Origin of the sequence: Kitasatospora sp. NPDC051853 (assembly GCF_044452665.1) — a bacterium.
In the GTDB taxonomy this organism is placed as follows: Bacteria; Actinomycetota; Actinomycetes; order Streptomycetales; family Streptomycetaceae; genus Kitasatospora.
On the sequence record NZ_JBITBY010000011.1, the window covers coordinates 175,984 to 197,236 of the forward strand.

17 protein-coding genes are annotated in these 21,253 nt (G+C 73.4%); 8 read left to right on the forward strand and 9 right to left on the reverse strand.

The window, feature by feature from the left end:
* Window position 1: 1 nt before the first annotated feature.
* The 3 genes from ACIA8O_RS29640 to ACIA8O_RS29650 are packed head-to-tail and all read right to left on the reverse strand — an operon-like array spanning window position 2 to window position 2,552.
* Complete coding sequence (locus tag ACIA8O_RS29640) at window positions 2–937, reverse strand: ABC transporter substrate-binding protein (protein WP_396297039.1); 936 nt, start codon at window positions 935–937, stop codon at window positions 2–4.
* A complete protein-coding gene (locus ACIA8O_RS29645; protein WP_396297040.1) occupies window positions 934–1,425 on the reverse strand; it encodes a GNAT family N-acetyltransferase in 492 nt (163 codons plus the stop codon). The genes ACIA8O_RS29640 and ACIA8O_RS29645 overlap by 4 nt, the downstream gene beginning before the upstream one ends.
* On the reverse strand, window positions 1,422–2,552 hold the full coding sequence (locus tag ACIA8O_RS29650) for an LLM class flavin-dependent oxidoreductase (RefSeq protein WP_396297041.1): 1,131 nt from the start codon (window positions 2,550–2,552) through the stop codon (window positions 1,422–1,424). Before ACIA8O_RS29650 ends, ACIA8O_RS29645 begins: the two co-directional genes overlap by 4 nt.
* 301 nt (window positions 2,553–2,853) lie before the next feature.
* Here ACIA8O_RS29650 and ACIA8O_RS29655 point away from each other — a divergent pair, with 301 nt between their 5' ends.
* From ACIA8O_RS29655 to ACIA8O_RS29670, 4 genes are all read left to right on the forward strand, one after another.
* On the forward strand, window positions 2,854–3,792 hold the full coding sequence (locus ACIA8O_RS29655; protein ID WP_396297042.1) for an amino acid ABC transporter permease: 939 nt from the start codon (window positions 2,854–2,856) through the stop codon (window positions 3,790–3,792).
* On the forward strand, window positions 3,789–5,669 hold the full coding sequence (locus ACIA8O_RS29660; protein WP_396297043.1) for an FAD/NAD(P)-binding protein: 1,881 nt from the start codon (window positions 3,789–3,791) through the stop codon (window positions 5,667–5,669). The genes ACIA8O_RS29655 and ACIA8O_RS29660 overlap by 4 nt, the downstream gene beginning before the upstream one ends.
* A 191-nt stretch (window positions 5,670–5,860) precedes the next feature.
* On the forward strand, window positions 5,861–8,143 hold the full coding sequence (locus tag ACIA8O_RS29665) for an FdhF/YdeP family oxidoreductase (RefSeq protein WP_396297044.1): 2,283 nt from the start codon (window positions 5,861–5,863) through the stop codon (window positions 8,141–8,143).
* Window positions 8,144–8,242: 99 nt separating this feature from the next.
* A complete protein-coding gene (locus ACIA8O_RS29670; protein WP_396297045.1) occupies window positions 8,243–9,532 on the forward strand; it encodes an ion channel protein in 1,290 nt (429 codons plus the stop codon).
* On the opposite strand, the gene ACIA8O_RS29675 is transcribed toward ACIA8O_RS29670, so the two are convergent.
* Window positions 9,522–11,111: an NlpC/P60 family protein gene (locus ACIA8O_RS29675; RefSeq protein WP_396297046.1), complete on the reverse strand. Its 1,590-nt coding sequence runs from the start codon at window positions 11,109–11,111 to the stop codon at window positions 9,522–9,524. The genes ACIA8O_RS29670 and ACIA8O_RS29675 overlap by 11 nt on opposite strands.
* 360 nt (window positions 11,112–11,471) lie before the next feature.
* On the opposite strand from ACIA8O_RS29675, the gene ACIA8O_RS29680 reads away from it, so the two are divergent.
* Both ACIA8O_RS29680 and ACIA8O_RS29685 read left to right on the forward strand, forming a co-directional pair.
* Complete coding sequence (locus tag ACIA8O_RS29680) at window positions 11,472–12,644, forward strand: anion permease (protein WP_396297047.1); 1,173 nt, start codon at window positions 11,472–11,474, stop codon at window positions 12,642–12,644.
* Between the two features lie 19 nt (window positions 12,645–12,663).
* Window positions 12,664–12,903, forward strand: coding sequence for a hypothetical protein (locus tag ACIA8O_RS29685; protein WP_396297048.1), 240 nt, complete (start codon window positions 12,664–12,666; stop codon window positions 12,901–12,903).
* 81 nt (window positions 12,904–12,984) lie between these two features.
* Here ACIA8O_RS29685 and ACIA8O_RS29690 read toward each other — a convergent pair whose 3' ends face one another.
* Together ACIA8O_RS29690 and ACIA8O_RS29695 are read right to left on the reverse strand one after the other, a co-directional pair.
* Window positions 12,985–14,514, reverse strand: a complete 1,530-nt coding sequence (locus ACIA8O_RS29690) for an MDR family MFS transporter (protein WP_396297049.1) — start codon at window positions 14,512–14,514, stop codon at window positions 12,985–12,987.
* Between the two features lie 137 nt (window positions 14,515–14,651).
* A complete protein-coding gene (locus ACIA8O_RS29695) occupies window positions 14,652–15,125 on the reverse strand; it encodes a MarR family winged helix-turn-helix transcriptional regulator (RefSeq protein ID WP_396297050.1) in 474 nt (157 codons plus the stop codon).
* A gap of 96 nt (window positions 15,126–15,221) precedes the next feature.
* Here ACIA8O_RS29695 and ACIA8O_RS29700 point away from each other — a divergent pair, with 96 nt between their 5' ends.
* A complete protein-coding gene (locus ACIA8O_RS29700) occupies window positions 15,222–16,268 on the forward strand; it encodes an ABC transporter permease (protein ID WP_396297051.1) in 1,047 nt (348 codons plus the stop codon).
* Window positions 16,269–16,335: 67 nt separating this feature from the next.
* Here ACIA8O_RS29700 and ACIA8O_RS29705 read toward each other — a convergent pair whose 3' ends face one another.
* Together ACIA8O_RS29705 and ACIA8O_RS29710 are read right to left on the reverse strand one after the other, a co-directional pair.
* The gene (locus ACIA8O_RS29705) at window positions 16,336–18,849 is read right to left on the reverse strand and encodes an FtsX-like permease family protein (RefSeq protein ID WP_396297052.1); all 2,514 of its coding nucleotides are present in this window, start codon (window positions 18,847–18,849) and stop codon (window positions 16,336–16,338) included.
* The gene (locus ACIA8O_RS29710) at window positions 18,849–19,613 is read right to left on the reverse strand and encodes an ABC transporter ATP-binding protein (RefSeq protein WP_396297053.1); all 765 of its coding nucleotides are present in this window, start codon (window positions 19,611–19,613) and stop codon (window positions 18,849–18,851) included. Before ACIA8O_RS29710 ends, ACIA8O_RS29705 begins: the two co-directional genes overlap by 1 nt.
* A 119-nt stretch (window positions 19,614–19,732) precedes the next feature.
* Here ACIA8O_RS29710 and ACIA8O_RS29715 point away from each other — a divergent pair, with 119 nt between their 5' ends.
* Complete coding sequence (locus ACIA8O_RS29715; protein ID WP_396297054.1) at window positions 19,733–20,695, forward strand: LuxR C-terminal-related transcriptional regulator; 963 nt, start codon at window positions 19,733–19,735, stop codon at window positions 20,693–20,695.
* Between the two features lie 18 nt (window positions 20,696–20,713).
* Here the strand turns inward: ACIA8O_RS29715 and ACIA8O_RS29720 are convergent, their stop codons facing one another.
* Window positions 20,714–21,232 carry a GtrA family protein gene (locus ACIA8O_RS29720; protein ID WP_396297055.1) on the reverse strand — a complete coding sequence of 173 codons (519 nt, stop codon included), beginning with the start codon at window positions 21,230–21,232 and terminating at the stop codon, window positions 20,714–20,716.
* Window positions 21,233–21,253 lie beyond the last annotated feature (21 nt).

The following is a 21,253-nucleotide window of genomic DNA, read 5'->3' on the forward strand; positions in this document are numbered from 1 at the left end:
GTCAGGGCCTCTCGGGCGGGCTGATCTCGGACTTCGGGATGGCCGACTCCTGGGTGCCCCACTTGGCCAGGATCTTCGCGTAGGTGCCGTCCTGGATCAGCTGGTTGACGGCCCCCTGGAAGGCCGGGGTCAGCGCGGAGCCCTTCCTGAAGGCGAAGCCGACGTCCAGGCGGCGGAACTCGCTGAGGAAGCGGGTGCCGGAGGCGGGCTGGGCGGCCTGGTGGCGCAGCCCGTTGATGGTGGACATCACCAGGTCGACCTTGCCCTGCTGGAGGCTGGTCAGGGTGGCGCCGGAGTCGGAGTAGGCGCGCACCTCGTAGGCCTTCTTGCCGGCGTCGGTGCACACGTTCTTCTTGGCGTTCAGGGTGGTCTCGAAGGTGGTGCCGACGCCGGTGCCGATGGTCAGTCCGCAGAGGTCGTCGACGGTCTTCACCGGCTGCCGGGCGGTGTCGTCCTTCTTCACCGCGAAGCCCTGGCCGTCGTTGATGTAGGTGACGAAGTCGATGGTCTTCAGCCGGGCGGTGGTCACCCCGAAGTTGCCGGTGCCCAGGTCGAACTTCCCGCTGTCCAGCGCGGGCAGGATGGTCTCGAAGGCGGCCTCCTCGCGCTGGATCCGGATCCCCAGCACCTTGGCCACCGCGTCGGTGAAGTCCACGTCGATCCCGGCCGCCTTCTTCACCGCCGGGTCCGGGTAGAAGGCGCTCGGCGGGGTGCCGGAGGAGCCGCCCAGCCTGAGCGTGCCGGCCTTGCGGACCTCCTCGGGCAGCAGGGCTGCCACCGCGTCGGACTTGGCGACCGCCGAGACCACGTCCTGGCTCGCCGCCGCGACCGCCGAACTCCCGGCCGGGGAGGGGGCGTTGGCCGGGCCGGAACCGCAGGCGGTGGCCAGTGCCAGCGGCAGCAGGGCGGCGACGGTCAGGGCGGGGGTGCGTCTCACGGGGTCTGGGCCTTTCCGGGGAGGTGCTTCTCGAAGGGGAGCGGGCCGGTGTCGGGGCCGGGGGCCGCGGGGTCGAACAGCGGGGTCCAGCCGGCCGCCAGGTAGAGCGCCTTGGCCTCGGGCTGGCGCGGGCCGGTGGTGAGGTACATCCGCCGGTAGCCGGTGCGCGCCGCCTCGGCCTCCAGCTCCGCCAGCACCCGGCGGGCCAGGCCCCGACGGCGGTGCGCCGAGTGCGTCCACATCCGCTTGACCTCGGCCGTCCCGTCCTCGTACCGGCGGTAGGCACCGCCGGCCACCGGCTGACCGTCCGTCAGCAGGAGCAGCAGGGTGCCGTCCGGCGGGGCGAACTCGGCGGCCGGGAAGCGGGTCATCTCCTGGGCGCCGCCCGGGCCGTAGCGCGTGACGTACTCGTGGGTGAGCTCGCGCACCAGCGGTTCGGCGAGCGGGTCGTCCAGCCGGACCCGGCGGACCTCCAGCAGGCCGGTCATGCGGCGGCGGCCTCACCGGCGGCCGCCTTGGCCGCGTCCCGCTTGGCGACCTCCTCGCGGACGATCGGGATCACGTACCGGCCGAAGTCGACGGCGTCGTCCAGCAGGTCGTAGCCCCGGGCGGAGAGGATGTCCACGCCCAGGTCGTAGTAGTCCAGCAGGGCCTGGGCGACCGTCTCCGGGGTGCCCACCAGGGCGTTGGAGTTGCCCGCGCCGCCGGTCGCGGCGGCGGTCGGGGTCCACAGGGCCCGGTCGTAGCGCTCGCCGGCGGCGGCGATCTCCAGCAGCCGCTGGGAGCCGGTGTTCTCCGGCGCCCACTCGCCCTCCGCGCCCTTGGGGCGCAGCAGCAGGCCGCTCTCCGAGACCCGGGTGCGGATCCGGTCCACCGTGCGGTGCGCCTTCTCCCAGGCCAGCTCCTCGGTCGGCGCGATGATCGGCCGGAAGGCCACCTGGATCCTCGGGACGTCGGTGCGCCCGGCCTCCTTCGCCGCCTGCCTGACCCGCTCGATCTGCTCGGCGGTGCGGGCCAGCGGCTCGCCCCACAGGCAGAAGATGTCGGCCTCGGCCCCGCCGGCCGCGTAGGCGGCGTCCGAGGAACCCCCGAACGAGACCTGCGGGCGCGGCTGCTGGACCGGGAAGACGTCGGCGACGAAGTCCTCGAAGCGGTAGTACTCGCCGTGGTGGTCGAAGCGGCTGGTGGTGGTCCAGATCTTCTTCACCAGGGCGATGTACTCCCGGGTGCGGTCGTACCGCTGGTCCTTGGTGACGTAGTCGCCCTCGCGGCGCTGGTCCTGGTCGGTGCCGCCGGTGATGAAGTGCACCGTCAGGCGGCCGTCGCTGATCCGGTCCAGGGTGGCGAAGGTCTTGGCGGCGAAGGTCGGGTAGGAGACGTTCGGCCGGTGGGCCAGCAGGATCTGCAGGGTGTCCAGCTTCGAGGCGATGTACGCGGCCGCCGGAGCCGGGTCGGGCGAGCCGGCCGCGTAGGCGAACAGCACCCGGTCCCAGCCGTTGTCCTCGTGGGCGCGGGCCAGCCGCAGGGTGTAGTCGCGGTCGAAGGCGCCGCCACTGCGGGGGTTGGTCTCCGAGCCGTCGTTGGTGGCGGCGATACCGAGGAACTCGACGGGCATGGCGGGCCTTTCGGACGTGCGGACATGGCGGTGCGAGGGGAGGGGGTGCGCGGCGGCGGGGATGGAGGCTTCGGACGGCCCCAGGGGGCGGCTCCGGTGATCCGAGTGGAACAGCGGGCCTCAGGGGGCGTCAACTGCCCTGGGATTCCTTCATGTTCTGTTATCAGCCGGGTCACAGCAGGCAACGTCGGGCCGCTCCGGGCGGCCTTGACAGCGGCGCGGGTCGGCTGCCTACGATCGGGAACCGGACGCGTTGAGGGGCGCGGCCGGGCGCGGCGGCCCGCCGATCCGGAGCCGCCCCATGGCCGTTGTCCTCACCCCCGCGCCCGAGACCTCCACCCCGCTGCCCGACGACCCGCCGATCGTGCCCCGGCGCCGCCCGGGCCGGTGGGCCGCCTCGGCGCTCGCCCTGCTGGTGCTCGCCCTGGTGCTCAACTCGGTGGTGCGCAACCGCGCCTTCCAGTGGGACGTGGTGGGGCAGTACTTCACCACCGCCGCGATCACCCAGGGGCTGCTGCTCACGCTCTGGCTGACCGCCGCCGTGATGGTGCTCGGCTTCGCCCTCGGCACCCTGCTCGCGGTGCTCCGGCTGACCGACAACCCACTGCTGCGCAGCCTGAGTTGGGGGTTCGTCTGGATCTTCCGGTCCACCCCGCTGCTGGTCCAGCTGCTGTTCTGGTTCAACATCGGCGCGCTCTACCCGACGGTGGGCCTGGGCCTCCCGTTCGGCCCGGAGTTCCTCACGGTGAAGACCGTCGACCTGTTCGGCCCCACCCTCACCGCCGTGATCGGCCTGACCCTGCACGAGGCCGCCTACGCCGCCGAGGTGGTCCGCGGCGGCATCCTCTCGGTGGACCACGGCCAGCTGGAGGCCGCCCAGGCACTGGGCCTGGGCCGGGCCCGGGTGCTGCGCCGGATCGTCGTCCCGCAGGCCATGCGCTCGATCGTGCCGACCGCCGGGAACATGCTGATCGGCACCCTCAAGGGCACCAGCATCGTCTCCGTGCTGGCCGTCCAGGACCTGCTCTACTCCGCCCAGTTGATCTACAACCAGACCTACCAGGTGATCCCGCTGCTGCTGGTGGCCACCCTCTGGTACATCGCGGTGACCAGCCTGCTCTCGGTCGGCCAGTACTACCTGGAGCGGTACTACGCGCGCGGCAGCAGCCGGGGCGGGCTGCCACCCACCCCGCTCCAGCGGCTGCGGACCCTCGTGACCCGGGCGGGGGTCCGGGCATGAGCACCCTGGTGATCGTCGGCGCCGGCCCCCGGGCCACCGGCCTGCTGGAGCGGATCGCCGCCAACGCGGACGGGCTCCTCCCCCCGGACCACCCCCTGGACATCCACCTGGTGGACCCGCACCCGGCCGGCCCCGGCCGGATCTGGCGGCACGAGCAGTCCGCACTGCTGCGGATGAACTCGATGGCCGAGGACGTCACCATGTTCACCGACGAGCGCTCGGTGGTCGACGGACCGGTCCGCCCCGGGCCCTCGCTGGCCGAATGGGCCCCGCACCAGGAGGAGTTCGCCCCGTACCAGCCGGTGGCCTCGGCCGCCGTGGAGGCCGAGCTGCGCGCCCTGGCACCCACCGACTTCCCGACCCGGCGGGCCCAGAGCGCCTACCTGGACTGGGTGTTCCGCCGGGCCGTCGCCGAACTGCCCCCGCAGGCCACCCTCACCGTCCACCGGGACACCGTGCTCTCCGTCACCGGCCCGGCCGACGGCCCCCAACTGGTCGAGCTCTCCGACCGGGTGCTGACCGCCGACCAGGTGGTGCTCACCCTCGGCCACCTGGCCGCCGAACCCGACCCCCGGCACGCCCGATTCGCCGCCTTCGCCGACCGCCACGGCCTCGCCCACCTGCCGCCCGCCTTCACCGCCGACGCCGACCTCAGCGGCCTCGCCCCCGGCGAGCAGGTCCTGGTCCGGGGCTTCGGCCTGGCCTTCGTCGACCTGCTGGTCCTGCTCACCGAGGGCCGCGGCGGCCGGTACGAGGAGGGCCCCGACGGGCGCCTGCGCTACCTGCCCTCCGGCGCCGAGCCGGTGCTGCACGTCGGCTCGCGGCGCGGCGTCCCGTACCACTCCAAGACCGGCTACCGGCTCCAAGGGCCACCCGCCCCGCTCCCCCGCTACTTCGACCGGGCCGCGGTCGACGGGCTGCTCGACCGCGAGGGCGCGCTCGAACTCCGGCGGGACGCCTGGCCGTTGATGGCCAAGGAGATCGGCTTCGGCCACTACCACGAGCTCTTCCACGCCCACCCCTCGCGGGTCACCCTCGACTGGCCGGAGTTCCTCGCGGAGTACGACCGACTGGGCTGGTACGACGCCGAGTTGGCCGAGCTGGTGGCGAAGGCCCTGCCGGACCCGGCGGACCGGCTGGACTTCGAGCGGCTGGACCGGCCGCTGGCGGGGCGGGAGTTCACGCCCGAGGAGTTCCAGGCCCACCTGCTGGCCCACGTCGAGGCGGACGCCGACCGGCGGGCCGACCCCGCGCACAGCGCCGACCTCGGGGCCTTCCTGGCGCTGCTCTCGCTCTTCGGCCAACTGCCGCGGCTGGCCGCCTCCGGGCGGCTGACGGACCGTTCGACGGCCGAGGAGCTGGAAGGGTGGTGGTTCGGGTTCTTCAGCTTCCTCGCCTCCGGCCCGCCGGGCTTCCGGCTGCGGGAGCTGGTGGCACTGGCCGAGGCGGGGGTGGTCCGCTTCCTCGGCGGCGACCTGTCCGTCGGCACCGACGAACGGAGCGGCACCTTCACCGCCACCAGCCCCACCGTGCCGGGGCACGTGGTGCACGGCACCGCCCTGATCGAGTGCTACCTCCCCGAACACACCCTGGACCGCTCCACCGACCCCGTCCTGCGCGGCCTCCTCTCCACCGGAGCCGCCGCCGCCCAACCCGCCACCGGCCTGCTCCTCGTCGACCCCGCCGACGCCCGCGTCCTCTCCCCCGACGGCACCCCCCACCCCCGCCGCACCGCCCTCGGCCCCTACACCACCTCCCGCGCCCACACCGCCTTCGCCCGCCCCCGCACCAACGCCCCGGGCTTCCGCCAGAACGACGCGGTCGCCCGCAGGCTGCTGACGGAGTTGTCGGCGCGACGTCCAGTTGCAGCGCCCTAGGGGCGCGAGGAACTGCGCGCGGGGGAACGGCAGCACGTGCAACCGGCTGACGGCGGTTCAGTTGCCGGTGCGCCGCCTTCCGATTCGCGCAGTTCCTCGCGCCCCTGGGTCGCTGCCCTACCGAGCGGCCCACTCTTGCAACCCGCACCTACGATGGAGGCGCAGTGGTCCGTACGAGGAAGTAGGACGTCATGGCGAAGCAGCCGCCGCAGGTCGACCCCGCGCAGGACCGGGCGAAGGTCACCGACCCGAAGCACGCGGCGGCCGGCCTGCCCGCCGTCGGCCACAGCCTGCGGATGGCCGCCGAGCAGATGAGCCCCAAGCGGGTGCTGGCCACCCTGAGCAAGGTGAACCAGCCCGACGGCTTCGACTGCCCCGGGTGCGCCTGGCCGGAGCCCGGCAAGACGCACACCGCCGAGTTCTGCGAGAACGGCGCCAAGGCGGTGGCCGAGGAGGCCACCGAGCGCCGGATCACCCGGGCCTTCTTCGCCGAGCACTCCGTCGAGGCGCTGGCCGAGCGCTCCGGCTACTGGCTCGGCCAGCAGGGCCGCCTCACCGAGCCGATGCTGCTGGAGGAGGGCGCGAGCCACTACACGCCGGTCTCCTGGGAGCGCGCCTTCGCCATCACCGCCGAGGAGTTGAAGCGGCTCGACTCCCCCGACGAGGCCGCGTTCTACACCTCCGGCCGGACCAGCAACGAGGCCGCGTTCCTCTACCAGCTGTTCGCCCGCCGCCTGGGCACCAACAACCTTCCCGACTGCTCCAACATGTGCCACGAGTCCTCCGGCTCGGCGCTGGTGGAGACGCTGGGCGTCGGCAAGGGCAGCGTCAGCCTCAAGGACCTCTACCAGGCCGACCTGATCATCGTGGCGGGGCAGAACCCGGGCACCAACCACCCCCGGATGCTCTCCGCCCTGGAGCGGGCCAAGCGGGCCGGCGCCACCATCGTCAGCGTCAACCCGCTCCCCGAGGCGGGCCTGGAGCGGTTCAAGAACCCGCAGAACGCCCGCGGTCTGGCCGGCAACGGCACCAAGCTCACCGACCTGTTCCTGCAGATCCGCCTCGGCGGCGACCTCGCGCTCTTCCGGGCGCTCAACCAGCTGATCCTGGCCGCCCCGGACGGCGTGGACCGCGCCTTCGTCGAGGAGCACTGCCACGGCTTCGAGGAGTTCGCCGCCGAGGCCGTCGCCACCACCAAGGCGGAGGTGCTGGCCGCCACCGGGCTGCCCTGGGAGCAGATCCGCCGGCTGGCCGAGCTGACCCTCTCCTCCCGCAAGGTGATCGTCTGCTGGGCGATGGGCCTGACCCAGCACCGGCACGCGGTGCCGACCATCCGGGAGGTCGTCAACTTCCTGCTGCTGCGCGGCAACGTCGGCAAGCCGGGCGCCGGCGTCTGCCCCGTCCGCGGGCACAGCAACGTGCAGGGCGACCGCACCATGGGCATCTTCGAGCGGCCCGCCCCGGCCTTCCTGGACGCGCTGGAGAAGGAGTTCGGCTTCGCCCCGCCGCGCGAGCACGGCCTGGACTCGGTGGACACCATCCGGGGCATGCGGGACGGCAAGGTGAAGGTCTTCTTCGCGATGGGCGGCAACTTCGTCGCGGCCACCCCGGACACCGAGGTGACCGAGGCGGCGATGCGCCGCTGCGCGCTCACCGTGCACGTCTCCACCAAGCTCAACCGCTCCCACGTGGTGACCGGCGCCCGGGCGCTGATCCTGCCCACCCTGGGCCGCACCGACCGGGACTGGACGGCGGCCGGCGCCCAGTTCGTCAGCGTCGAGGACTCGATGGGCATGGTGCACTCCTCGCGGGGCGGCCTGCGCCCGCCGTCCGAGGAGCTGCTCTCCGAGCCGGCCATCGTCTGCCGGCTGGCCCGGGCGGTCTTCGGGGAGCAGGACGAGCTGCCCTGGGAGGCGTTCGCCGAGGACTACGACACCGTCCGGGACCGGATCTCCCGGGTGGTCCCCGGCTTCGACGACTACAACGCCAAGGTCCGGGCCCCCGGCGGCTTCGCGCTGCCGCACGGCCCCCGGGACAGCCGCACCTTCCCCACCCACACCGGGAAGGCCAACTTCACCGTCAACCCGCTGACCGCCCCGGTGGTCCCCGAGGGCCGGCTGCTGCTCCAGACCCTGCGCTCGCACGACCAGTACAACACCACGATCTACGGCCTGGACGACCGCTACCGGGGCATCTCCGGCGGCCGCCGGGTGGTCCTGGTCAACCCGGCGGACGCGGCGGAGCTGGGCCTGGCCGAGGGCGCCTACACCGACCTGGTGAGCGAGTGGCGGGACGGCTCCGAGCGGCGGGCCCCGCACTTCCAGGTGGTGCACTACCCGGTGGCCCGGGGCGGGGCGGCGGCGTACTACCCGGAGACCAACGTGCTGGTGCCGCTGGACTCCACCGCCGAGATCAGCAACACGCCGACCTCCAAGGCCGTGGTGATCCACTTCGAGCCGGACAGCGGGCTCTGATCTCCCCCTCCTGACGGCGCGACACCTCCGGTCAAGTGAGCCGATATGTCGGATTTGCACCTAATCTGACACCAGCTCACCTGATCCGGAGGTCCCGCCGTGCCCGAACCCGACCAGCCCGAGAGCGTCGCCGGCCGGGAGCTGACCGAGGGCCCGCCCACCCCGGCCGCCAAGCTGATCCCGCTGATCGGCCCGGCGATCCTGACCGGCATCGGCTCCTCGCTCACCCTGCTGGCGATCAGCGAGGTCGCGAACCGCCTGGACCACCTGCTCTGGGACGTCATCCCGGGCGGGCTCGGCATCGGCGACTTCACGCCCTGGTGGATCATCGTGGTGCTCACCGTGACCGGCCTCGCCGTCGGCCTGGTGGTCTGGAAGGCCCCCGGCCACGCCGGGCCGGACCCGGCCACCACCGGACTGGTGGACCCGCCGGTCTCGCCGCTGGTCCTGCCCGGGCTGACGGTGGCCACCATCCTGGCGCTGGCCGGCGGGGTGAGCCTGGGCCCCGAGAACCCGATCACGATGATCAACATCGCGCTGGCCTACTGGATCGGCCGCCGCTTCCTGCCCGCCACCGGCCCGGCGCTCTGGGTCGCGCTGGCCGCCGCCGGGACCATCGGGGCGCTGTTCGGCACCCCGCTGGCGGCGGCGCTGATCCTCTCCGAGATGCCCGGCCCGGGTGCGCTCTGGGACCGGCTGTTCGCCCCGTTGATCGCCGCCGTCACCGGCTCGATGACCACGCTGCTGATCGCCGGCGAGGAGTTCTCCATCAAGGTGCCCGGCTACCCCGGCGCCCGGCTGGCCGACGTCGGCTGGGCCCTGCTGGTCGGCGCCCTCGGCGCGGCCTTCGGCCTGGCCGCCGTCTACGCCTTCCCGCTGGTCCACCGGACCTTCCGTCAGATCCCGCACCCGGTGGCGATGCTGACGGTCGGCGGCCTGGTGCTCGGCGCACTGGGCGCGCTGGGCGGCCACCTCACCCTGTTCAAGGGCCTGGAGGAGGTGAAGGACCTCGCCCTGGACTACGACGACTACAGCTTCGGGGCCCTGCTCGGCATGGCCGTGGTGAAGCTGGTCGCGCTGGTGATCGCCACCTGCTCCGGCTTCCGGGGCGGCCGGATCTTCCCGGCGGTGTTCGCGGCGGTGGCGCTCGGCTTCTCGGTCAGCGCGCTGTTCACCTCGGTGCCGCCCGCGCTCTCGGTGACCTGCGCGGTGCTCGGCGTCCTGATGGCGATCACCCGGCAGGGCTGGATGAGCCTGTTCACGGCGGCGGTACTGGTGCCGGACACCGCCCTGCTGCCGCTGCTCTGCGTCGCCGCCCTGCCGGCCTGGCTGATCGTCACCGGCCGCCCCGAGATGCAGCTCCCGGAGGAGCAGCCGGTCACGGCGTAGCGGTGCTGCCCGCCGTGCTGCCCGAGCCGGAGGCGGAGGCCGAGGCGGACCGGCCCGACTCCGAGGCGTCGGCCGACGGGGTGCCCGGGGCCGAGGCGTCCGCCGAGGGGCTGGCGGAACCCGAGCCGGACGGGGTGCCCGAACCCGACGGCGAACCCGAACCCGACGGGGTGTCCGTAGGCGAGGGCGAGCCGGAGCCCGACGGCGTGCCCGAACCCGAGGGCGAGCCGGAGCCGGACGGGGTGCCCGAGCCGGACGGCGAACCGGAGCCCGAGGGCGTGCCGGTGGCCGGCGGCGGGGTGGTGGCCGGGCCGGTGCCGGGCTGCTGCGGGGTGGCCGGGACCTGCGGCAGGTTCTCCTGCTTGGTCGGCTGGATCGGCGTCACGGCGTCCGCGCCCTTGGGCAGGTCGGGCACCTTCCAGGCGCCGCCCTGCTCGTCCGGGGCCGACTCCGGGTCGGGGCGGACGGCACCCAGGATCGGCATCGCGCCGACCGGCGAGACCTTGATCACCGCTCCGGTGCGCGGTGCCTGCACGACCAGGCCGCCGCCGATGTACATCCCGATGTGGGTGGCCCCGGCGTAGTAGACCACCAGGTCGCCCGGCCGCATCTGGTTGAGCGGCACCTTGGCCAGCTCGGCCCACTGGTCCTGGCTGACCCGGGGGATCCGCACCCCGGCGGCCAGCCAGGCCTGCGAGGTCAGGCCCGAGCAGTCGAACTTGTCCGGGCCGGTGCCGCCCCAGAGGTAGTCCTTGCCGAGCTGGGCCAGCGCGAAGGCGACCGCCTTGCGCCCGGCCTGGGAGGGGGTCCGCTCGCCCTTGCCGAGCGCGCCGGAGGCCAGGAAGGCCAGCTGGGCCTCGTCGGCCCGGGTCTTCTCCAGCTGCTCCAGCTCGGAGCGCTGGGCGCCGGTCAGCGAGCTGACCATCTGCTCGACCTCGGTCAGGCGCCGGGCCACGTCGGCCTTGGCCGACTCCTGCTGGGTGAGCAGCGCCTGGGCCTGGGCCAGCGAGGCCTCGGCCAGCTGCTGGAGCACCGTCAGCGAGGCCCGGTCGGCCTTCAGCTTGTCCAGGAACTCGCTCTGCGAGCGCCCGGCCGCGGCCAGCAGCTCGGCCAGCACCACGGCCTCGTACGGGTCCTTGGCGAGCATCAGCTCGGCCATCTCGGAGGCGTTGCCGTTGCGGTACTGGGCGGCGGCCAGCAGCGAGGCCAGGTCGCCGCCGGCCTCCACGGCCGCCTGCTGGGAGGTCTGACGGGTCTTCAGGTCGGCCACCACGGCCTGCTGCTCGGTCAGCTTGGCGACCGCGCCGTTGTACGTCTCGGTGGCCGCCTCGGCCTCCCGGTAGAGCTCGTGCAGCCGGTCCAGCATCGGGCCCAGGGTGGCCTTGGCGGCGGCCAGCGGGTCCTGGCCCGGGGAGACGGTGATGGAGGGGGCGGGCGGCGCGGGCGGGGTGGGCGCGGCGAAGGCCGTTCCGGCCGAGGTCAGCGCGAGGGCGGCGACCGCCAGCACCGCGCCGCAGCGCAGGGCGGCGCGCACCCAGGGCCGCACGCCGTTCTCCGTGGTCCGCACCCCAGCGTGCATCGGCCCGCCCTCCCCGTAGTCCCAGCCGTCGGCCGAGCCCCTCAGCCTGGCGATTCGACCCTGATCCTGCCATGCCCCCCACTCGGCCAGACAGGGGGTTACCGGACGGTTCGGTGAATTCTCAGGACGATCTCACCCAGGATGTGAGACACCTCTCAACAAACCCTGACCAAACCGGACTACTCCGGGCAAAGCCGCTGATCAGTGGCTCGATCTCCACCCTTCCACGGCCTGACCGCAACCCCCCGGCCACCTTCGGAACCACGACTCCGCGCCCAGTTCACCTTCCGTTCACCATCCGTCCCTACGGTCGCCCGTGACACCAGCGTCAGTACGACAACTACGACGATTGTTTGGGTTATGGAACACATCACGTTCCTGGTGGCCGTTGTGATCATCACGGCGCTCGCCTTCGACTTCACCAACGGCTTCCACGACACCGCCAACGCGATGGCCACCTCCATCGCCACGGGAGCCCTCCGTCCGAAGGTCGCCGTCACCATCGCGGCCGTCCTCAACTTCGCCGGGGCGTTCCTCTCGGTGAAGGTCGCCACCACCATCTCCGGTGGCATCGTGAACGAGAAGGCGGGCATCCAACCGTCGATTATCTTCGCCGCCCTGGTCGGCGCGATCCTGTGGAACCTGCTGACCTGGCTCAAGGGCCTGCCGTCCAGTTCCTCGCACGCCCTCTACGGCGGCCTGATCGGCGCCACCGTGGTCGGCGTCGGCCTGAACGGGGTCAACTTCGGCACCGTGGTCTCCAAGATCCTGATCCCGGCCGTGGCCTCCCCGATCGTGGCCGGCCTGGCCGCCTGGGGCGCCACCAAGCTGGCCTACCGGATCACCCGCGGCGGCAAGGCCAAGAGCACCGAGAAGGGCTTCAAGGCCGGTCAGATCGCCTCCGCCTCCCTGGTCTCGCTGGCCCACGGCACCAACGACGCGCAGAAGACCATGGGCATCATCACCCTGACCCTGGTCTCCGCCGGCGCGCTGCCCAAGGGCGCGCTGCCCCCCACCTGGGTCATCGTCTCGGCCGGTGCCGCCATCGCGATCGGCACCTACATGGGCGGCTGGCGGATCATCCGCTCGATGGGCAAGGGCCTGACCGACATCCAGGCGCCGCAGGGCTTCGCCGCCGAGACCGCCGCCACCACGGTCATCCTGACCTCCTCCCACATGGGCTACGGCCTCTCCACCACCCAGGTCTGCTCCGGCGGCATCATGGGCGCCGGCCTCGGCGGCCCCAAGGCCGAGGTCAACTGGGGCATGGCCCGCCGCATGGTCTACACCTGGGGCCTGACCCTGCCGGCCGCCGCCGCGGTCGGCGGCGTGGCCGCCTTCCTCGCGGACCAGGGCACCTGGGGCGTCCTGCTGGTCGGCACGGCGCTGGTGGTCGGCTCCGGCGCGATGTACGTGATCTCCCGCCGCCAGCCGGTGCACGCGGGCAACGTCAACGACGTCAGCGAGGTCACCCCGGTCGAGGTCCCCGGCGCCCCGACCCCCAACCCCGCCGCGACCACCGTCGCCGCCTGAGTCCGGAAGGGACCGAACCATGAGCATGAGCATCAAGTGGGCCGCCCTGGCCGAGACCGCCGGCATCAGCTTCGCCGTCACCGTGGCCACCGTCGTGGTGTTCTCCCTCGGCATCATGGCGCTCTCCCGCCGCGAGGCCGCCCTGGAGTCCGGTGCCACCGGCTCCGCCAAGGGCACCGTGGCGCTCGGCGCCGCCGGCCTCTGCTTCGCGGCCTGCGCCGCGGTGGTCGGCTACGGCCTCTACCTGATCGCCGGCTAGTGCCGCACTAGCTCCGAAGAGCACGCACGAAGCCCCCGGGTCCGTCCGCCAACGGACCCGGGGGCTTCGTCGTACGCGCTGTCAGCTCCTGGCCGGCTCCCGTGCGGCGGGCTCGGCCGGGGCGTCCTGCCGGGCGGTGCGCAGCGGGACCTCACGGATCATCAGCACCACCAGGAAGGCCAGCAGGGCGAACGGCGCGGAGACCAGGAAGACCGTGGCCACGCCGCGGCCGAAGGCGTCGGTGACCATCGGCACCACCTGGGCGGGCAGCGCCCGGAGGTCCGGGATGCCGCCGCCGGTGGCCCCGGCCGGCAGGTGGGCGGCGGCCAGGTTCTCGTTCAGGTGCCCGCTCACCCGGTGCGAGAGCAGGGCGCCGAGCGCTGAGACGCCCATCGCGCCGCCCATGGTGCGGAAGAAGGTGACGGTGGAGCTGGCGGTGCCGAGCTCGTGCCGGGGCACCGTGTTCTGCACCGCGAGCACCAGGTTCTGCATGGTCAGGCCGAGGCCCACGCCGGTGACCGCCATCGCGACGGCGAGCAGCCCGTACGGGCTGTCGTCCCGGACGGTGCCGAGCAGCGCGAAACCGACCGTGAGCAGGCCCGCCCCGGCCACCAGGTAGGCCTTCCAGCGCCCGTAACGGGTGATCAGCTTGCCGGCCACGGTGGAGGAGAGCGCCAGGCCGAGGATCATCGGCAGGGTGAGCAGCCCGGCCATGGTCGGGGACTCCTTCCGGGCCAGCTGGAAGTACTGGCCGAGGAAGGTGGTGGCGCCGTACATCCCGACGCCGACCAGCACGCTGGCGATCGAGGCCAGGGTGACGGTGCGGTACCCGAAGAGGCCGAGCGGCACGATCGGCTCGGCGGCCCGGCCCTCCGCCCACACGAACAGCCCGGCCAGCACCAGCCCGCCGCCGACCATCACGGCGGTCTGCCAGGAGAGCCAGGGGTAGCTGTCGCCGGCCAGCGTGATCCAGATCATCAGCAGGCTGACCGCGCCGGTGATCAGCACCGCGCCGAGGTAGTCGATCCTCGCCTTCCGCTTCACGACCGGCAGCCGCAGGGTGCGCTGCAGCACCACGATGGCGACCAGCGAGAACGGGATGCCCAGGTAGAAGCACCAGCGCCAGCCGAGCCAGTCGGTGTCCACGATGACGCCGCCGATCAGCGGGCCGCCGATGGTGGCCAGGGCGAAGACGGCGCCGAAGTAGCCGCTGTAGCGGCCGCGTTCGCGCGGCGGCACCATGGCGGCCAGGCAGATCTGGGCCAGCGCGGTGACGCCGCCGGCGCCGATGCCCTGGAGCACCCGGCAGGCGATCAGCTGGCCGGTGTTCTGGGAGAGGCCGGCCAGGGCCGAGGAGACGATGTAGATCACCAGGGCGGCCTGCACCAGCTTCTTGGGGCTGACCAGGTCGGAGAGCTTGCCCCAGATCGGGGTGGCGGCGGTCAGCGAGAGCAGCGCGCCGGTGACCACCCAGGTGTAGGCGGTCTGGCCGCCGTGCAGGTCGCGCAGGATGTGCGGCAGTGCGTTGGCCACCACGGTGGAGGAGAGCACCGCCACGAACAGGCCGAGCAGGAGCCCGGAGAGGGCTTCCAGTACCTGACGGTGGCTCATGGGGGCAGGGTCGGAAGCTGTGCTCATGGGGGTCCTTCGGCCTGAGAATCGTTGCCTCGGGCAACCATAGGACGCGATGGTTGTGCCAGGCAACCAACAGGGGTGATTCCCGGCCACCGCCGGGGGACTCCGTCGAGTCAGCCGAGCTTGGGCTCGCCCAGGGCGTCGTTCAGCCGCCCGAGCAGGGACCCCAGCTGCGCCAGGTCCTCCGGCTCCCAGCCGTCCAGCATCAGCCGGAAGCGGTCCAGCCGGCCGCTGCGGGCGGCCAGGTAGCGGGCGGCGCCGTCCTCGGTGAGCGAGACCAGCGAGGAGCGCCGGTCCAGCGGATCGGTCTCCCGGGTGACCAGACCGAGCTCCTCCAGCACCTTCACCTGGCGGCTGATGGTGGGCTTGCCGACCCCGAAGTGCAGCCCGATGTCGGTCAGCCGGACCTGCCCGGACTCCAGCACGAAGCCGAGCATGCTGTAGGCCACGCCCTCCAGGGCCGGGTGCACCTGGCGGGACATCTCCGCCGCCCGGGCCCGGCCGCGCCGGAACAGCACGGCGATCTCGCGCTCCACGGCGACCAATGCCGCCTCCGCCGCCACACCGTCAGCCGTACTCGCTCCCATGGCAGCAGTATCCCGCAGTCGCGCCTCCCCCTGGCGGACAACTGTTTCATGATATGAAGTATCCGTTTTGCCCGTCTTTGCGATAGGAGAGGTTCGATGGCCGACCAGGCCCGCCGCGGCTTCACGACCGAGCTGAAGGACGCGGTCACGCCGCGCGCCTTCCTGCTCGTCCTCGGGGTGCTACTGCTCCAGCTCGGGTTCATCACCTCCTACGTCGGCGCCCTGCACCACCCCACCCCGCACGAGCTCTCGATCGCCGTGGTCGCCCCGCCGCAGGTCGCCCCCAAGCTGGTCGGCGCGCTGGAGCAGGTGCCCGACGACGCCGTGCGGGCCACCACCGCCGCGGACCGGGCCGCGGCCGAGGACCTGATCCGGGATCAGAAGGTCTACGCCGCCTGGATCTTCGACCCCGCCTCGACCCAGGACACCCTGCTGGTCGCCGACGCCCGCGGCCCGGCCGCCGCCACGGCCGCCGAGAAGATCGTCACCGCCGTCGACCAGACCCAGGGCCGCACGGTGAAGGTGGAGGACGTCATCCCGCTGGCCAAGGGCGACGCGGAGGGGCTCTCCTCCTTCTACCTGGTGATCGGCTGGTGCGTCGGCGGCTACCTGGTCGCCTCGATCCTCGGCATCTCGGCCGGCTCCCGCCCCGCCAACGCCAGGCGCGCGGTGATCCGGCTGGGCACCCTGGCGCTCTACTCGGTGGCGGCCGGCATCGGCGGCGCCGTCATCATCGGCCCGGTGCTGAACGCGCTGCCCGGCTCCAGCTGGGCACTGATCGGCCTGGGCAGCCTGGTGGTCTTCGCGGTCGGGGCGATCACCATGGCGCTCCAGTGCCTGTTCGACGTGGTCGGCATCGGCGTGGCGGTGCTGATCTTCGTGGTGCTCGGCAACCCGAGCGCCGGCGGCGTCTTCCCGCCGCCGATGATGCCGCCGTTCTGGCGGGCCATCGGCGCCTGGATCCCCAACGGCGCCGGCACCGACGTGGCCCGCTCGATCGCCTACCTCGGCGGCACCAACGTGCTCGTGCCGCTGCTGGTCCTGGTGGCCTGGGCCCTGGTCGGGGTGGCCGTCACCATGGTCGCGGTGGTCCGCCGCCCGCGCGTCGGCCGGGAGCGGATCCCGGAGCCGGTCACGGCCTGACCGTCCGTCGGCACGGCGGCGGGGCCGCACCGGAGGAAGCCCTCCCGGTGCGGCCCCGCCGCCGTTCCTACTCCCGGGCGCCGATCGCGTCCGCCGGGTGGGCCCGCAGCGCGGCCCGGGCGGGCAGCGCGGTGGCCGCGAAGGCCAGCGCCGCGGCCGCGCCGACCACGCCGAGCCAGGTCAGCGGCGGGGCGTACGGGGTGCCCGAGCCGGTCATGCCCGCGCTGTACGCGCCCAGGGTCAGGGCCGCCACCGCCGTACCGAGCGCCACCGCGAGCAGCACCACCGTCAGGGTCTCCCAGCGGAGCATCGCCCGGACCTGACGGGCCGTCGTCCCGATCAGCCGCAGCATCGCGAACTCGCGGCGCCGGGCCGCGGTGGCCATCACCAGGGTGTTCACCACCGCGATGCCGGTGAAGGCGATGATCAGGCCCATCGCCACGTAGTTCACCTGGGCCTGGGTGCCCGCCTGGGCCTCCCGGGCGGCGTCCACCTGGGCCCGGTCCAGCACCCGCACCGCCGGGAACGGCTTGACGGCGGCGGCCAGCGCGGCCCGGTCGGCGGTGCCCGCCACCAGGACCGAGGAGGCCAGCGGGACGTCCACGTGCGCGGCGACCGCAGCGCGCGGCAGCAGCAGGTCCCCGAAGCCGAGGCCGCGGTGGTAGACCGCGACCACCCGCAGCGGCACGACGGCGCCGTCCCCGAGGGTGACCTCCAGCCGGTCCCCCACCCCCACGCCCTTGATCTGCGCGGCCAGTTCGCTGACCGCGACGGTGTCCTCGGCCATCCCGTCCAGCGAACCCGCCGTCACCTCCGGGTCCAGGGTGCGGGCCAGGCCCTGCGGGGTGACGCCCTGGGCCGGGAACTTGTCCTGCCCGGCCCGCACCGCGGTGCGCAGCACCTCGGTGACGGCCTGCACGCCCGGCACCCGGCGGACCGTCTCGGCCGCCGTCCCGGGCACGCCCGGGCCGGACGCGGCCAGCACGTACGGCGCGGTGGTCCCGGCCACCGCCTGCTCGCGGGCCGCGTGCCCGGCCGTGGTCTGGGTGAACAGGATGGTGGAGGCCATCGCCACCGCCAGGCTCAGCGGGGTGACCACGGCGGCCAGCCGCTTGGCGTTGGCCCGGGTGTTCTGCTCGGCCAGGAAGCCCGCCGCCGGGGCGGCCAGCCGGGCGATCCGGCCCAGCAGGAAGGTGGCCAGCCTGGTCACCAGCGGGCCCAGCAGGGCGATCGCGGCGGCGGCCAGGATCACGCTCAGGAAGGTGACCGGGGTGGCGGCGGCCTCGGTCCGCAGACCGCTCAGCACGTACACCAGCGCCCCGTACCCGGCCGCCAGCAGCAGACCGGCCACCAGCCGGCCCGCGCCGATGCCCGGCTTCGGCTGCGCCGCCTCGGCCAGCCCCTCGGTCGGGTGCACCCGGGCCGGGCGGCGGGCCGAGACCCGGGCCGCGCCCCAGGCCGCCAGCAGTGTGGCCGGGACGGCCAGCAGCGGCGGGAGGGCACTGACCGTCAGTTCCAGGGTGTCCGGCAGCGCGCCGACGGCGACGAAGCGGCCGTGCATCCAGCCGGCCAGCAGCAGCCCGGCCAGCGACCCCGGCACCCCGGCCAGCAGGCCGACCACCAGCGCCTCCCGGCCCACCATCCGGCGGAGCTGACGGGGCGTCGCCCCGACCGCCCGCAGCAGCGCCAGCTCCCGGGCCCGCTGCTGCACGGAGAGCGCGAACGTCCCGGTGACCACCAGCAGCGCGACCAGCAGCGAGGTGCCGCCCATCGCCGCGCCCAGGCTGACCAGGCTGACCCGGGCCTTGCCCGCGTCCAGGAACTCCACCGGGCCGCGCTCCTCGCCGGTGCGCACCTTGGCGGTGGTGCCCGCCAGCGCCGCCTCCGCGCCCCGCCGGACGGCGGCCGGATCGGCCCCCGGGGCGGTCAGCAGGCCGACCGCCGCCACCTGTCCCTGGTGCCCGGCCAGGCGGCGGGCCTCGGCGGGGGCGAAGAACAGCGAGGACTGGCGCTCGACCCGGCCCTGCGGGGCCGCGACGCCGACCACCGTGTACGCGGCGGGCGCGCCGGTGGACTGCACGGTCACGGCGGCTCCCACCGCCTGCCCGGCGGCGGCGTCCACCACCACCTCGTTCGCGGCGGCCGGGGCCCGGCCCTCGCGCAGCTCGTACGGGGTCAGCGCGGCGGACTCCCAGGCGTGCCCCCAGGAGGCGCCGGGCCGGACCCTGCCGTCGGGGGCCACCAGGTGGGCGGGGAAGGTGAGTTCGGGGACGGCGGCGCGCACCCCGGGGACGGCGGCCAGCCGCTCGGTGAGCGCGGCGTCCAGCCAGGCCCGCTCGGTCAGCGGCTTGGCCTTCTCCTTGGTCTTCCCCTTCTTCTCGGAGGTCCAGTGCACCTCCTGATCGGCCGTCACCAGCACCGGGGTGCCGGCGTAGCGCTCGGTCGGGATCCGGCCGTGCAGGCCGGTCTCCAGCAGCGCGGCACAGGCGGTGACCAGCGCGGCGGCGCAGAACAGGGCGACGAAGGCCCCGACGAAGGCGCCCTTGCGGGCGCGCAGGGTGGAGAGCGCGAGGGTGAACATCAGGCCCAGGCCCCCAGCCGGCTCATCCGCTCGGCCACCCGGTCGGCGGTGGGCGCGGCCATCGCGTCCACCACGTCGCCGTCGGCCAGGAACAGCACCGTGTCGGCGTACCCGGCGGCCACCGGGTCGTGGGTCACCATCACCACGGTCTGGCCCAGCTCGTCCACGGTCTGGCGGAGCAGGCCGAGCACCTCCTTGGCCGTCATGGTGTCCAGCGCACCGGTCGGCTCGTCCCCGAAGACCACCTCCGGCCTGGTCACCAGCGCCCGGGCGATCGCCACCCGCTGTTGCTGGCCGCCGGAGAGCTCGGCCGGACGGTGCCCGGTGCGGCCCGCGAGGCCGACCCGCTCGACGATCCGCTCCAGCCACTCCCGGTCGGGCTTGCGGCCCGCCAGCAGCAGCGGCAGCGTGATGTTCTGCAGCACCGTCAGCGAGGGCAGCAGGTTGAAGGCCTGGAAGACGAAGCCGATCCGGTCCCGGCGCAGGTGGGTCAGCGCCGTCTCGTCCAGCCCGGCCAGCTCGCTGCCGCCCAGCGTCACCGTGCCCCCGGTGGGCCGGTCCAGGCCCGCCGCGCAGTGCAGGAAGGTGCTCTTCCCGGAGCCGGAGGGCCCCATCACCGCGGTGAAGCTGCCGCGCGGGATGTCGACGGTGACACCGCGCAGCGCGTGCACGGCGGCGGCGCCGCGGCCGTACACCTTGGTGACGGAGGCGAGCCGGACGGCTTCGGCCGTGGCGGTGGGCGAGGGGGTGAGGATCTTGGGCATGCCCCCAGCCTGCTGGCCCCGGCGAAGATGATCTAGTGTCAGAAATGGCAAGGCGTGACAGCTTGATGCCACGCTCGACGGGGGAACGGGGAGCAATGTCGGGTCTGACCGCACTTGGCGTGTCCGATGACCAACTACGTCTGTACAGATACTTCCTGAGACATCCGGGACACCAGACCGAGGAGGCCGCGGCCGCCTTCGGACTGGAACCGGCGGCACTGGAAAGCGCCCTGACGGACCTTCAGGAGAAGGGGCTGCTCCGGGTCTCCGACCGGCACACGGTGCTGGTCTCCGACCCGGCCGTGGCGGTGGAGTGGCTGGTGGAGCAGGAGCTCGGCGCGCTCAAGCTCGCCGGGGACCAGGTGGCCGCCGCCCGCAAGGCCATCCCGGCCCTGGCCGAGGAGCACAAGCACGGCCTGGCCGAGACACCGGTCGGCGACATCGAGCGGGTGGACGGCGTGGACGCGATCCGCGAACGCCTCACCGAGCTCGGCTTCTTCACCTTCCGCGAGCTGATGGCCCTGCTGCCCAACCGCTGGCAGCCGGAGAGCATCGCGCAGGCCCGCGAGTCCGACCTGCGGATGCTGCGCCGGGGCATCCGCTGGCGCACCGTGGCCGGCCCCGAGGCGGCCGGGGACCCGGACACCCTGGCCTACCTGCGCGAGCTGGTGGCGCTCGGCGCCGAGGTCCGGGTCACCGACCAGGCGATCCGCCGGATGGTGGTCTGGGACCGCACCACCGCGATGGTCCCGGTGGACCCGGACGACTACCTCCAGGCCACCCTGGTGATCCGTCAGGGCGGTGTGGTGGCCAACACGGTGGCCTGGTTCGAACAGGTCTGGTCGAGCGGCCACGAGCTCCCCGCCGCCACCGCCGACGTCCCCGCCCCGGCCCCGCTCAGCCCGCTGGAGCGGCGCGTCCTGGACGTGCTGGCCCGCACCGACAAGGACGAGACGGCCGCCCGCGAGATGGGCGTCTCGCTGCGCACCTTCCGCCGCTACATCGCCGACCTGATGCAGCGCCTGGGCGCCGCCAACCGCTTCCAGGCCGGGCTGATGGCCAAGGAGAAGGGCTGGATCTGAACCGCGGCCCGGGCGGGCTCAGACCCGCTCGGGCTCCGGCTGCTGCTCCGACCGGGTGTCCAGGCGGTCGGTGAAGACGAACCTGGCCATCGCCCAGTAGCGGAAGACCATCGCCAGCAGGGTGCCGACGATCATGCCGCTGAGGAAGTCGGCGACGTCCTCGCCGAACTTCGAGATGTACGGCTCCCGCAGGTCCAGCACGTACTGGGAGAACGCCAGCGGGAGGCTGTTCACCACGATGGCCAGACCGCTGACCACGAAGAACAGCACCGCCTCGCGCCGGCGCCCGTACGCGCGGAACGACCACTGCCGGTTCAGCAGGTACGACACCACGGTGGCGATCAGGGTCGCGACGGTCAGCGCGGCCACCGGCTTGGCACTCAGGACGGTGGCCTTGAGGCTCAGGTTGATCACCAGGGTGAGCAGGAAGCAGGTCCCGCCCACGAGCAGGAACTTCACCAGCTTGCGGTGCTTGACCAGGAACGGTCGTGCCCGGTCCGGGACTCGGGACAGCGCCCGTTGCGTGGGTGACGGCATTTCGGCAGTTTCGCATGCCGC